The organism is Micromonospora haikouensis, from assembly GCF_900091595.1.
Classification (GTDB): domain Bacteria; phylum Actinomycetota; class Actinomycetes; order Mycobacteriales; family Micromonosporaceae; genus Micromonospora; species Micromonospora haikouensis.
The window spans coordinates 227,740-240,398 of sequence record NZ_FMCW01000005.1; the positions used below are offsets into that span (position 1 = coordinate 227,740).

The window sequence follows — 12,659 nt, forward strand, 5'->3', positions numbered from 1 at the left end:
GATCCACACCATGTCGGGGACATGGTCCGGTCGGGGGCCGGTTGATACCGCCATGTCGGCGACATGGAGTCGATCAAAGCTGAGTTGATCAGGAATACTCGGCGGTATGCGGCGTCGACTGTCCACCATGATCGGCAGGCTGCGAACGGCCGGCGGCACGCGTCGGCGCTGGCTGCGCCGCGCCGCCGTCGCGGGCGTCGTCGGGGCGGCACTGCTGACGGGCGGCACCGTGGCCAGCGTGACGTGGATCCGCGACGGCGCGCAGGGGCACGTCTTCGCCGAGGCGGACGTCCCGGAGGCCCCCGTCGCGCTGGTGCTCGGCACGAAGGTGCACCCGGACGGGACGCCGTCGCCGTTCCTCACCGCCCGGCTGGAGATCGCCCGGCGGCTGTTCGTCGCCGGGAAGGTCCGCGCCGTCCTGGTCTCCGGCGACAACATGAACGCCGACTACGACGAGCCGACCGCGATGCGGCGCTGGCTGCTCGACAACGGGGTGCCGGCCGAGAAGATCGTGCTGGACTACGCGGGCTTCGACACGTACGACTCGTGCGCCCGCGCGAAGCGGATCTTCGGGGTGGAGCGGGCCACGGTGGTGACGCAGTCCTTCCACCTGCCCCGCGCCGTGGCGGTGTGCCGGCGGCTCGGCGTCGACGCCAGCGGGGTGGGCGACGAGACCGCCCGCGCGTACGCCAGGACGTGGCAGATCAGCTCCACCCGGGAGTACGGGGCCTGCGTGAAGGCCGCCGTCGACCTGCTCTCCGGCCGCGACCCCGCGCACCTCGGCCGCCGCGAGACCGGCGTCGACGACGCCCTGCGCAGCGCCTGAGCCGGACTCGCTAGCCGGCGGGCAGCCGGGCGTCCAGCCAGCTCAGCAGGGCGGCCGTGTACTGCGGGCTGATGCTGTCGAGGCTCGTGCCCTCGCCGAGGGTCGGGTAGTGGTCGCAGCCGTCCAGCCGGCAGACGGTGGGCGGATCGGCCGCCCCGGCGGTGGCGCGCCGCCAGGCGGCGACGCTGTCGTCGATGGGGATCCACGCGTCGGTCACGCCGTAGAACAGCAGCACGGGGCAGCCCACCCGGGCGAACACCGGGACCGGGTCGAAGTCCATGTCGCGCCAGGTGCCCGGCTGGTCGGGCAGCGCGCGCGGCAGGTAGACCAGCGGAAACCAGGGGCGGGCGGCGACAGCGTCCACGGCCGCCTGCGCCCTCGCGCGATCGAGGTCGCCCCGCAGGTACGCCTCCGTCGCGGCCCGCACCCGTCCCAGCTCGGCCAGGTCGTCGTCGCCGTACCCGTTGCGGCGCAGCTGCTCGGCGGTGCCGTAGCGCATTTGGACGGCGGGGCTGACCCCGCTGCCGGAGACGAGCACGAGGAAGGCGACCCGGTCGGGCCGGAGCCCGGCGGCCAGCGGGGCGGCCCAGGCGCCCTGGCTCAGCCCCCACAGCCCGACCGGCACGTCGCCGACGTGGCGGCGCAGCACGTCGACCGCCGCGATCGCGTCGGCGGCCTGGTCGGCCAGGGGCACGTCGTGGCCGTCGACGCGGGGCCGGCGGTCGAAGCGCAGCACCGCGACCCCGGCGCCGGGCAGCAGCTGGGCCAGGTGTTCGTAGCAGAAGTGCGACCGGTGCCCCGCCTCGGCCGCGTGCAGCACGACCAGCCCGCCCCGCACCGGGCCGGTCGGCAGGCTCAGCGTGGCCGGCAACCGCGTGCCGGCGACGTCGACGCTCAACTCCACACGCGACACCCCATCACGCCGGCCCGGCCCGCGCTGCCCCGCCCCGGCACCCCGGCGTTTCCCGACCTTGGACGGTTGGCGTCGGCTGGTGACAGTCGGCTGGTGACGACAACCGTCCAGGAATGCGGGCCGGATCAGGCGGGGACGGTGCCGACCCGGATGCGGTTGCCGTCGGGGTCGGTTAGCTGGAACTCGCGGCCCCAGTCCCGCTCCGCGACCTCGACGCCGCCGCAGGCCGCCGCAGGCCGCCGCGACCGCGTCGACGTCGTCGACGTACAGGTAGAGCGAGGTGCCCGGCCGGGCGTCCCCCGCGTGCTCCGACAGGTGCACCTCGATGCCGCCCCGCGCGATGCTCACGTATCTCGGCAGCTCCGGCGCGAACCGGTGCTCCCACTGCCTGCGGAAGCCGAGCCGGGCATACCAGCCGGCGGTGGCCTCCGCGTCCGCGACCCGCAGCACGGGTGCCAGTCGTTCCGTCATCCGCACAGTGTGCACGCAGAGACCGACAGCCGACGGGGGCTCAGGAGACGTCGCTGAAGCGCCGCAGGGTCCAGCGGGGCGGCGGCCAGCCGGTGGGATCGCCGTCGGTGGTCCACTCGGTGATCGAGGCCGGCGCCACCTCCATGTCGAACGCCCGGAACAGCGGCTGCGCGGCGAGCGCGTGGAAGGACGCCTCGACCGTCTCGGTGTGCCCGACCAGCACGGCCGTGCCACCCCAGTGCCGGTGCGCGATGTCCATGATCGCGCGGCTGACGCGGACGACCAGCTCGGCCCAGCTCTCGTTGCCCTCCTCGAACGGCCGGAACACCCCGCCGCCCTCCACGGCGTGTTCGGTCTGGAACTGGGCGGTGGGCAGCCCGTCGGCGTACGGCGGGGTGTGCCAGGCGCAGAGCCCGCAGTCGGGCACCGGGCTGACGCCCAGCGCCTCGGCGATGGGCCACGCGGTCTCCACCGTCCGGCGCAGCACCGACGAGTAGACCGCCACCGGACCGGCGACGGCGAGTTCGTCGCGCAGTCGGTCGGCCAGCCGGCGCGCCTGCTGGTGTCCAGAGTCGGTCAGTCCCCGGCAGCCACCGGGGCCGCCCACGACATCCTCGACCTTGTGCACCGACTCGCCGTGCCGGACGAAGAGGAGCCGAGTTCGCATCAGGACATCATGTCCTGCGTCGGGGCACCCTGTCGATCAAGCAGCGGCAACGTTCAGTACGTGACGCGGTACCAGTGGGCCGTCTCGCCGGGGATCGGCGTCAGTCGAACGGCAGGCCCGCCCGGGTCGTCGAAGATGCGCACCCCGGCGCCGAGCAGCACCGGAGCGAAGAAGATCAGGACCTCGTCGAGCAGTCCGGCCCGGACGCACTGCCGGGCGACGTCCGCGCCGAGGACGTTGACGTACCTGTCGCCGGCGGCCTCCCTGGCCTGCGCGACGGCGCCGGGCAGGTCGCCGACGAACGTGATCCCCGGGTGCGGCTCGGCCGGCGGCCGGTGGGTGAGGACGAACACCGGACCGTGGTACTGCCCGCCGAACGCGCCCTCCTTGTCGGTGCCCCGGTTGGGGTCGCCGCCGCCGAAGGTGCCGTTTCCCGCGAGGATCGCGCCGACCTGGGCCAGCAGGCGCTCCGCCGTCGGGTTCTCGCCGGTCAGGTGCTCGGTCAGCCAGGACATGTCGCCGCCGGGGCCGGCGATGTAGCCGTCGAGCGACGCCGTCGCCGAGTACAGCAGCTTGGCCATGGTGCTCCGTTCGTCGGTGGTCGGCCGGGTGGACCGTCGCCGGCCGGCGAACCCGTCGGCGGGCGGCCTCAGACGTTGAAGCGGCACTTCACCGGGTTGCGTCGCCGATCAACAGCTTGACGCACCGTCGCGACCGTCGGAGAACCCCACCTACAGCGCTATGGTCCGCACCCGCCGCCCGCACAGCTTGACCATGTCGTCGACATCGGAGGTCAGGACCGCCACCGGTGCGGGTAGCCGTAGCGCCACCTCGGCGACCATGGCGTCGATGGCGTACTTGTGCCCATGTAGCCCTGCCGCCTTCAGCAGCCCGGCACTGCGACGGGCACTCTCCTTCGTCACCGCCTCCACTCGGATTCGGGACAGCAACCAGTTCAGCCGCGCGATGTCCAGACCGGAGTGGGAGACCTCGATGATCGTGGCCGCCGACATGGCGAGGTCGACCCCATCACGCTCCGCCTGCTCGAACAGACGCATTACCTTTCGATCCTGGTCGATCCACCTTGAGAAGCCCTGCGAGTCGAGCACCAGCGACTCAAGGCTCACGCCGCACGCCCGATCTCCTCGGTCCCGTGCAACAGCGCCCGAGCCTCGGCCATCTCCTCGTCAGTGAACGCCCCGAGCTCGCCTTGGTAACGGTCCAACTCCTCCCGGAGAAGTCGGCGCCGCTCGGCCCGCTCGGCCAGCTCGGTGAGGTAGCCGGAGACGTTGTCGGTGTGGGTCTTCATGCTCTCCAGCAGCTCTGCCGGCAGCGTGATGGTGACCTTCTTCGTCCTCGCCATTCACCGACCATACCACGGTGTTACCACGGCTGAGCGGAACCGATCCGAGCCGCTCGCATGACCTGACCGGCCTCAGACGTTGAAGCGGAACTCCACGACGTCGCCGTCCTGCATGACGTACTCCTTGCCCTCGATGCGGACCTTGCCCGCCGCCTTCGCCGCCGCCATCGAGCCGGCCGCGACCAGGTCGTCGTAGGAGACCACCTCGGCCTTGATGAAGCCGCGCTGGAAGTCGGAGTGGATGACCCCCGCGGCCTCTGGGGCGGTCGCGCCGACCGGGACCGTCCAGGCCCGCGCCTCCTTGGGCCCGGCCGTGAGGTACGTCTGGAGCCCGAGCGTGCGGAAGCCGACCCGGACGAGCTGGTCGAGCCCCGGCTCGGACTGCCCGATGGACTCCAGCAGCTCGCGGGCCTCCTCCTCGGGCAGGTCCACCAGCTCGGACTCGATCTTGGCGTCCATGAAGACCGCCTCGGCCGGCGCGACCAGGGCGCGCAGCTCGTCGAGGAACTCGGCGTTGGCCAGCTCGGCCTCGTCGACGTTGAAGACGTAGAGGAACGGCTTGGTGGTGAGCAGGTGCAGCTCGCGCAGGTGCTCCAGGTCGATCTTCGCGGCGGCGGCGCCAGCGTACAGGGTGGTGCCGCCGTCGAGGACCTCGACGGCCTGCTTCGCGGCGGTCACGGCGGCGGCCCGGTCCTTGCGGAGCTTGGCCTCCTTCTCCAGCCGGGGCAGCGCCTTCTCCAGGGTCTGGAGGTCGGCCAGGATCAGCTCGGTGTTGATCGTCTCGATGTCGTCGGCCGGGGAGACCTTGCCGTCGACGTGCACCACGTTGGGGTCGGAGAAGGCCCGCACCACCTGGCAGATCGCCGACGCGTCCCGGATGTTCGCCAGGAACGCGTTGCCCCGGCCCTGCCCCTTCGACGCGCCCCGGACCAGGCCGGCGATGTCGACGAACGACACCGGCGCGGGCAGGACCTTCTGCGAGGAGAAGATCTCGGCCAGCTTGGTCAGCCGCTCGTCCGGCAGCCCGACGACGCCGACGTTGGGCTCGATCGTGGCGAACGGGTAGTTCGCCGCGAGCACGTCGTTCTTGGTCAGCGCGTTGAACAGGGTGCTCTTGCCGACGTTGGGCAGGCCGACGATCCCGATGGTGAGGCTCACGGCCGGCCAGTCTACGCGGCCGACCCCCGCCGCCTCCCGTCAGCTCGCCTCACCGGGTCACCGGCCGCCTCCGGTCGGCTCACCTCGGTCGGCCAGCAGCCGCGGCTCGATCCGGGTCTCCCGGACCTCCCCGTCGGCGGCGCGCGCGACCTCGTACGCGGCGACGCCCGGCCGGTCGGCGACCGCCTCGACCAGGCGGGTGCCCCGGTAGACGAGCCCGACGCCGTCGTCGGTGCAGTGGCTCGTCGGCAGCGTGCCGTCGGCGACCAGCGCGTGCATCAGGGGTCGCCGCTGCTCCTCGCTGTCGTAGTGCACCCCGTTGCCGTACGGCAGCCAGCCCAGGCCGTCGGTGAAGCCGCGCAGCCGGGGGCCGAAGCTGTCAGTGGCACCGCCGAGGTGCCAGCAGATCGAGCCGGCGGAGACCCCGGCCAGCACCACCCCGGCCTGCCAGCACTCGTGCAGGATCTCGTCGAGGCCGTGCACGCGCCACACCGCGCACAGGTTGGCGACGCTGCCGCCGCCGACCCAGAGCACGTCCTGGGCGAGCAGGTGCGCCCGGACGTCGTCGACGTTCGGCATCGGGAACAGCGCCAGGTGCGACGCGCGGAACCGGGTGCCGGCGAACGCCGCGTGGACGGCGGCGATCGAGGAGTCCCGGTCGCCGACGGCCTGGCCGAGGTAGCACAGCCGGGGTGCGGGACCGGCCTCGGCCAGCTCGGCGGCCAGCTCGAAGACCGGGCCGGGGCGCAGGTCGTAGGGCCCGCGTTGGCGGCTGAGGAAGCCCATGCTGGTGGCGACGATGGTGGGTTCGCTGGCGGGCACGGCGGTCGGTCCTCTCCTCGGCGGGCCGTCGCGACGCGCGTCGGGCGCGCGGCGCGGCCTCAGGGCGGGTGGGGTCAGGGCGGGTGGGGTCAGGGCGGGTGGGGTCAGGGCGGGTGGGGTCAGGGCGGGTGGGGTCAGGGGCGGGTGCGGGGGCGACGGTTGGTGACGTCCGGGGCGGCTGTGGGGGCGGCAGCGGCGAGCAGGTCGCGCAGCAGCTCCGCGAGCCGCTCCTGGTCCCGCTGCGGCAGGGCGTCGAGCAGCCGCCGCTGGGTGGCCAGCCCGGCGTCGGCGGCCTCCTCGGCCACCTGCCGGCCGGTGTCGGTGAGGGTCACCTGGAGACCCCGCCGGTCGGCCGGGTCGGGGACGCGGCGGACGAGGCCGGCGCGCTCCAGGCGGTCGAGGCGACCGGTCATCCCGCCCGAGGTGAGCATCAGCCCGGCGGCCAGGGCCTTGGGGGCGAGCGTGTACGGGGCGCCGGCCCGGCGCAGGGCGGCCAGCACGTCGAACTCGCCCCGGCTGATGCCCCAGGCCGCGTACGCCCGCTCCTGCTCGTCGCCGACCAGCCGGGCCAGGCGGAAGATCCGGCCGAAGACGGCCATCGGCTCGGGCCGCATCCCGGCGCGCTCGCGCCGCCACTGCTCGACGATGGCGTCGACGTCGTCCCGCTCGGTCACCCCGGCATTGTGCCCCACCTCGCACTGGCGCTGTTGACTCGGAGGTGATTAGCTTACATTCAAGCTACTTAGCTACTAATGATTGGTCTCCCATGCCCCGCCGCACCGCCGACCTGCTGGCCACCGCCGCCGCGCCCGCCGCCTGGGGCACCACCTACCTGGTCACCTCCGAGCTGCTGCCGCCCGACCGGCCGCTCTGGTCGGCGGTGGTGCGGGCCCTCCCGGCCGGCCTGCTGCTGCTCGCCGTGACCCGACGCCGCCCCCACGGCGCGTGGTGGTGGCGGGCCGCCGCGCTCGGCGCGCTCAACATCGGCGCGTTCTTCCCGCTGCTCTTCTACGCCGCGTACCGGCTGCCCGGCGGCACCGCCGCCGTGCTCGGCGCGGCGCAGCCGCTGCTGGTCGCCGCGCTGGCCGTGGGCGCCCTCGGCGAGCGCCCCCGGCCGCCGGCCCTGCTCGCCGCGATCGCCGCGCCGCTGGGCGTGACGCTGGTCGTGCTCCGCCCCGACGCCGGCACCGACCCGCTGGGCGTGGCCGCGGGGCTCATCGGCACCGCCGCGATGGCGGCCGGGCTGGTGCTGACCCGCCGCTGGGGCCGCCCGCCCGGCGTCGGCACCCTCGCGGCGACGAGCTGGCAGCTCACCGCCGGGGGCCTGCTGATCGCGCCGCTCGCGGTCGCGGTCGAGGGACCGCCGCCGCCCGTCGACGGCCCGGCCCTGCTCGGGTACGCCTGGCTCGGGCTGGTCGGCACCGCCGCCGCGTACGCCCTGTGGTTCCGCGGCGCGGCGCGGCTGCCCCTGACCCAGGTCTCCGTGCTCGGCGCGCTGAGCCCGCTGACCGCCGCCGCGCTCGGCTGGCTGGTGCTGGGCCAGGCGTTGAGCGCGACGCAGCTCGCGGGCTTCGCCGTGGCGATCGCCGCGACCGTCGTCGGTCAGCTCCCGGCGCTGCCGGGCGCCCGGCCCGGACGACGCGCCGCCGGCCGCCGGCGTCCCCCGACGACGCTCTCCGCAGACACGTCGCCGCCCGCCGGCCACCGGGGGCCCGGTACGACGCCGCCCGCAGGCGCGCCGCCGGCCGCCGGCAACCGGGGGCCCGGGACGGCGCCGTGCGCAGGCGCGTCGCCGCCCGCCGGCTATCGGAACTCGCGGCTGCCGGCACCGGAGAACACGTCGGTGGCGAACTCCCGGCGGACCGTCGGCGGCAGCTCCCCGGCCGCCGCGCCCGGTAGCGTGAACCGGTGCGCGGCGGACGGGCCGGCCGCCTCCGACTCCCCGAGCATCCAGCGCACCTCGTCGACCGTCCAGCCCAGCCCGGTGCGACCGGCGATCTCGCGCACCAGGCGCAGCCCCACCCGGGTGTCGTCGTCGTAGAAGCGCATGCACCAGTGGTGCGCCCACATGCCGAGCGCACGCAGGCCGGCGGCGTCGAGCGAGGCGACGAGCCGGCCGCAGGCCGTGTCCGGGAACGCCCGCCCCGGGTCACCCGCCCGGTCCCGCTCGATCGCCCCGTACGCCGCCGGGGCGACCGCCCGCATCCGGTCGTAGAAGCCCTGGACCACCGTGCGGTCGAGCCGCGCCCGCCCCGACCGCATCAGCGCACCCCTCGCCCGGCCACGCTCGCCATCGCCGCACCCCTTCTTGAGTTGGTGGCGGGACGGTACCGGCCACGACCGACACTTTCCCGCCCGGTTCCGCCCGCCCCGGGCACACGCGGGCGGGCTGACCTGGAGCGCCGTTGTTAACAGGGGGCCCTTCCTCTACAGAAGGCGTTAACAAGGGGCCCCTCCTTGCAACCAGGTCCGATTTCCGCGAGCCGGGCGCGGGGAGGGCGGGGCAGTATCGGTGGCGTGGAGTTGGAGTTCGAGCGCTGCTACCGGGCCGTCGACAGCCGCGACCAGCGGTTCGACGGCTGGTTCTACACGGGCGTGACGTCGACCGGGATCTACTGCCGGCCGTCCTGCCCGGCGACGACGCCGAAGCGGCGCAACGTCCGGTTCTTCCCGTCGGCCGCCGCCGCCCAGTCGGCCGGGCTGCGGGCCTGCCGCCGGTGCCGCCCCGACGCCGCCCCGGGCTCCCCCGAGTGGGACGTCCGGGCGGACGTGGTGGGCCGGGCCATGCGGCTCATCGCCGACGGGGTGGTCGACCGGGACGGGGTGCCCGGGCTGGCCACCCGGCTCGGCTACACCGAGCGGCACCTGCACCGGATGCTCCGCGCCGAGCTGGGGGCCGGGCCCCTGGCGCTCGCCCGGGCGCAGCGCGCCCAGACCGCCCGCATCCTCATCGAGACCACGGGCCTGGGCATGGCCGAGATCGCGTTCGCGGCCGGGTTCGGCAGCGTCCGGCAGTTCAACGACACGGTGCGGGAGGTCTACGCCGCCGCGCCGTCGCAGCTGCGGGTCGCCCGGGGCGGCCGGCCGACGCCGGGCGGGGCGGGCACGATCACGCTGCGGCTGGCGTACCGGCCGCCGCTGCACGCGGCGGCGCTGCTGGACTTCCTGGCGCTGCGGGCGCTGCCCGGCGTGGAGGAGGTGCGCGACGGGACGTACCACCGGGGGTTGCGGCTGCCGCACGGCGCGGCGGAGGTGGCGTTGACCCCGGCGGACGGGCACGTCTCGGCGACGCTGCGGCTGGCCGACCTGCGCGACCTGGCCCCGGCGGTGGCCCGCTGCCGCCGGCTGTTCGACCTCGACGCCGACCCGGCGGCCGTCGACGACACCCTCGCCGCCGATCCCGCGCTGGCCCCGGCGGTGGCGGCGGAACCGGGCGTACGCCTGCCCCGCGCCGTCGACGGCCTGGAGATGCTCGTCCGCGCCGTCGCCACCCAGCAGGTCTCCCTGGCCTCGGCCCGCACCACCCTCACCCGGCTGCTGCCCGCCGCCCCCACCGACGGCGGGCTGCGGGGCTTTCCCGGCGCGGAGGAGCTGCTGGCGCTGCCGGACCAGGCGTTCCGGATGCCGGCGGCGCGGCGGGAGACGATCCGGGCCGCCGCGCGGGCCGCCGCCGACGGCTCGCTCGACCTCGACCCGGGCGGGGACCGGGAGGAGGCCGCGCGGCGGCTCCTGGCGCTCCCCGGGATCGGCGCCTGGACGGCCGGCTACGTGGCCATGCGCGCCCTCGGCGACCCGGACGTCGGCCTCACCACCGACCTGGCCGTCCGGCGCGGTGCCGCCGCGCTCGGCCTGCCCCACGACCCATCGACCCTCGACGCGTACGCCGGGCGCTGGCGCCCCTGGCGCTCGTACGCGGTGATCCGACTCTGGAGAGCAGCATGACCACCACCCTCGACGGCGCGTTCGTCGGCACCCCCGCCGGCCCGCTGAGCATCGTGACCGGCCCCGACGGGGCGGTCCGGGCGGCCGGCTTCACCGCCGAGCCGGAGTCGCTGCTGCCGCTCGTGCACCCCGGGTTGCGCGGCCCGGTGCGGCGGCGCGCCGACCTCGGGCCGGTGACCGCCGCCGTCGCCGCGTACCTCGACGGCGAGCTGACCGCCATCGACGCGGTGCCCGTGCGGCAGCACACCGGCGGGGCGTTCCAGGCGCACGCGTGGCGGGTGCTGCGCGAGGTCGGGCCCGGCCGCCCCGTCACCTACAGGGCGTACGCCGGGCTGGCCGGGCGGCCGGCGGCGGTGCGCGCCGCGGCGGCGGCCTGCGCCCGCAACGCCGCCGCCCTGTTCGTCCCGTGCCACCGGGTGCTGCGCACCGACGGGCGCCTCGGCGGCTACCGCTGGGGGCTGGACGTGAAGCGCTGGCTGCTCGCCCACGAGGCCCGGACGGCGGCGGAAACCGTTGCGGACAAAGAGAACTGCCGAAAGTTGACAGCATCAATCATCCACTGAGGCGTTACCGTCGGTTAGTGCCTGCGGAGAGCGACGGCGTACCGACCCACCGTGGCGACGCCGCTCGCCCGCTGCGCAACCTGTGGCGGCTGCGCCACTACCTCCGCCCGCATGCCGTCGCGTTCTGCTGGCTGCTCGTGGCGGCGCTGGCGGCCACCGGGGCGAGCCTGGCCGTGCCGCTGGTGGTGCAGCGGGTGGTCGACGGTCCGGTCGCCCGGCACGACCCGGGCGGCCTGGTCCGGCTCGGCGGGCTGGCCCTGCTCCTCGGCCTGGCCGAGGCCCTGCTGATCTTCATCCGGCGGTGGGCCCAGACCTCGTCCTCGGTGGGCATGGAGGCGACGATCCGGGCCGACATCTACGCCCACCTGCAGCGGCTGCCGGCCGGCTTCCACGACCGGTGGCAGACCGGGCAACTGCTGTCGCGGGTCACCAGCGACCTGTCGGTGATCCGCCGGTTCCTCTCCTTCGGGCTGCTGTTCCTGGTGCTCAACCTGGTCACGTACGTCGCCGTGGTGGTGCTGCTGGTCCGGCTGCACCCGACGCTGGGGCTGCTGGTGGCGGCCAGCGCCGTGCCGCTGTTCCTGATCAGCCGCCGGTTCGGCCGGTATTACCACGCGGCGTCGCGGCGGATGCAGGACCAGCAGGGCGACGTGGCCACCCTCGTCGAGGAGACCGCACAGGGTCTGCGCACGATGAAGGCGTACGGCCGGGGGCCGGAGCTGGCCGCCCGGTTCGCCGACGGCGCGCGGGCGCTGCACGACACCGGCGTGGCCAAGAGCCGGCTGCTGGCCCGCACCTCCGCGCTGTTCGACCTGGTGCCCAACCTGACCCTCGGCGTGGTGCTGGTCGCCGGGGCGGTCGCCGCCGCCCGGGGCGCGCTGACCATCGGCGAGCTGGTCGCGTTCGTCAGCCTGCAGCTGATGCTGATCTGGCCGGTGCAGTCGCTGGGCTGGATCATCGCCAACGGTCAGGAGGCCGCGACGGCCGCCGACCGCATCCAGGAGGTGCTGGACACCGAGCCGGCGATCGTGGACGCCCCGCACGCCGTCGGCCTGGCCCGGGCGGGCGTCCGGGGCCGGCTGGCGTTCGAGGGCGTGTCGTTCCGCTACCCCGGCACGCCCGCGCCGGTGCTGCGCGGCATCGACCTGACCGTGGAGCCGGGCGAGACACTGGCCCTGGTGGGTGCCACCGGGGTCGGCAAGAGCACCCTGCTCTCGCTGGTGCCCCGGCTGCACGACGTGTCCGCCGGCCGGATCACCCTCGACGGCCACGACGTGCGGGACCTGCGGCTGGCCTCGCTGCGCCGGCTGGTCGGGGTGGCCTTCGAGGAGCCGACGCTGTTCTCCATGTCGGTCTGGGAGAACCTCACCCTGGGCCGCCCCGACGCCGACGCCGACGAGGTCCGCGCGGCGCTGGCGCTGGCCCAGGCGGACTTCGCGTACGAGCTGCCGTGGGGGCTGGCCACCCGGGTCGGCGAGCAGGGGCTCACCCTCTCCGGCGGGCAGCGGCAGCGGCTGGCGCTGGCCCGGGCCGTCCTCGGCCGGCCGGCGCTGCTGGTGCTGGACGACCCGCTGTCCGCCCTCGACGTGCACACCGAGGCGCTGGTCGAGGCGGCGCTGCGGCGGGTGCTGCGGGACACCACCGCCCTGCTCGTGGTGCACCGGCCGTCGACGGTCGCGCTGGCCGACCGGGTGGCGCTGCTGGAACGGGGGCGGATCACCGCGGTCGGCACCCACTCGCGGCTGCTGGCCACGGTGCCGGCGTACCGGGCGGTCCTCTCCGCCGACCCGGCCCCACCGGCAGACGCGGGGCCGCGGGCGGGAGCGGCGCTGGCCGGGCCGGACGGCCGTGGGCTGGTGCGCTCGTGACCACGACCGCCGACGCCGACGCCAATGCCGCCGGGGGCACGGCCGACGACGCCGAGCGGCACGAGG

General features: G+C 75.2%; 13 protein-coding genes and 1 pseudogene. 5 read left to right on the forward strand and 9 right to left on the reverse strand.

The window, feature by feature from the left end; genetic code table 11:
- Positions 1–106 precede the first annotated feature (106 nt).
- Entirely contained in the window at positions 107–826 is a 720-nt protein-coding gene (locus GA0070558_RS07340) for a SanA/YdcF family protein (protein ID WP_091277114.1), read from the forward strand.
- 10 nt (positions 827–836) lie between these two features.
- Here the strand turns inward: GA0070558_RS07340 and GA0070558_RS07345 are convergent, their stop codons facing one another.
- From GA0070558_RS07345 to GA0070558_RS07385, 8 genes are all read right to left on the reverse strand, one after another.
- Positions 837–2,210, reverse strand: a complete 1,374-nt coding sequence (locus GA0070558_RS07345) for a glyoxalase superfamily protein (RefSeq protein WP_256091799.1) — start codon at positions 2,208–2,210, stop codon at positions 837–839.
- Positions 2,211–2,250: 40 nt separating this feature from the next.
- The gene (locus GA0070558_RS07355; protein ID WP_043965748.1) at positions 2,251–2,877 is read right to left on the reverse strand and encodes a histidine phosphatase family protein; all 627 of its coding nucleotides are present in this window, start codon (positions 2,875–2,877) and stop codon (positions 2,251–2,253) included.
- A gap of 53 nt (positions 2,878–2,930) precedes the next feature.
- Positions 2,931–3,458 carry a dihydrofolate reductase family protein gene (locus GA0070558_RS07360; RefSeq protein WP_091277208.1) on the reverse strand — a complete coding sequence of 176 codons (528 nt, stop codon included), beginning with the start codon at positions 3,456–3,458 and terminating at the stop codon, positions 2,931–2,933.
- A 150-nt stretch (positions 3,459–3,608) separates the two neighbouring features.
- Entirely contained in the window at positions 3,609–4,004 is a 396-nt protein-coding gene (locus GA0070558_RS07365; protein ID WP_077938391.1) for a PIN domain-containing protein, read from the reverse strand.
- Positions 4,001–4,240, reverse strand: a complete 240-nt coding sequence (locus GA0070558_RS07370; protein WP_077938390.1) for a hypothetical protein — start codon at positions 4,238–4,240, stop codon at positions 4,001–4,003. The genes GA0070558_RS07365 and GA0070558_RS07370 overlap by 4 nt, the downstream gene beginning before the upstream one ends.
- A 72-nt stretch (positions 4,241–4,312) precedes the next feature.
- Positions 4,313–5,398, reverse strand: coding sequence for a redox-regulated ATPase YchF (gene ychF, locus GA0070558_RS07375; protein WP_043965744.1), 1,086 nt, complete (start codon positions 5,396–5,398; stop codon positions 4,313–4,315).
- Positions 5,399–5,455: 57 nt separating this feature from the next.
- Positions 5,456–6,220, reverse strand: a complete 765-nt coding sequence (locus tag GA0070558_RS07380) for a Type 1 glutamine amidotransferase-like domain-containing protein (RefSeq protein WP_091277120.1) — start codon at positions 6,218–6,220, stop codon at positions 5,456–5,458.
- 134 nt (positions 6,221–6,354) lie between these two features.
- Entirely contained in the window at positions 6,355–6,894 is a 540-nt protein-coding gene (locus GA0070558_RS07385) for a MarR family winged helix-turn-helix transcriptional regulator (RefSeq protein WP_256091801.1), read from the reverse strand.
- Positions 6,895–6,986: 92 nt separating this feature from the next.
- Between GA0070558_RS07385 and GA0070558_RS34145 the strand changes: the two are divergent.
- A pseudogene (locus GA0070558_RS34145) lies at positions 6,987–7,805 on the forward strand (EamA family transporter); the annotation flags it as partial.
- Positions 7,806–8,023: 218 nt separating this feature from the next.
- Here GA0070558_RS34145 and GA0070558_RS34150 read toward each other — a convergent pair.
- Positions 8,024–8,482, reverse strand: coding sequence for a hypothetical protein (locus tag GA0070558_RS34150; RefSeq protein ID WP_256091803.1), 459 nt, complete (start codon positions 8,480–8,482; stop codon positions 8,024–8,026).
- Positions 8,483–8,737: 255 nt separating this feature from the next.
- On the opposite strand from GA0070558_RS34150, the gene GA0070558_RS07395 reads away from it, so the two are divergent.
- Genes GA0070558_RS07395 through GA0070558_RS07405 form a run of 3 tightly spaced genes read left to right on the forward strand, consistent with a single transcriptional unit; the run spans position 8,738 to position 12,593 of the window.
- The gene (locus tag GA0070558_RS07395; protein ID WP_091277128.1) at positions 8,738–10,162 is read left to right on the forward strand and encodes an AlkA N-terminal domain-containing protein; all 1,425 of its coding nucleotides are present in this window, start codon (positions 8,738–8,740) and stop codon (positions 10,160–10,162) included.
- On the forward strand, positions 10,159–10,725 hold the full coding sequence (locus GA0070558_RS07400; protein WP_091277131.1) for a methylated-DNA--[protein]-cysteine S-methyltransferase: 567 nt from the start codon (positions 10,159–10,161) through the stop codon (positions 10,723–10,725). The genes GA0070558_RS07395 and GA0070558_RS07400 overlap by 4 nt, the downstream gene beginning before the upstream one ends.
- 17 nt (positions 10,726–10,742) lie before the next feature.
- Entirely contained in the window at positions 10,743–12,593 is a 1,851-nt protein-coding gene (locus tag GA0070558_RS07405; protein ID WP_091277134.1) for an ABC transporter ATP-binding protein, read from the forward strand.
- The last annotated feature ends 66 nt before the right edge of the window (positions 12,594–12,659 follow it).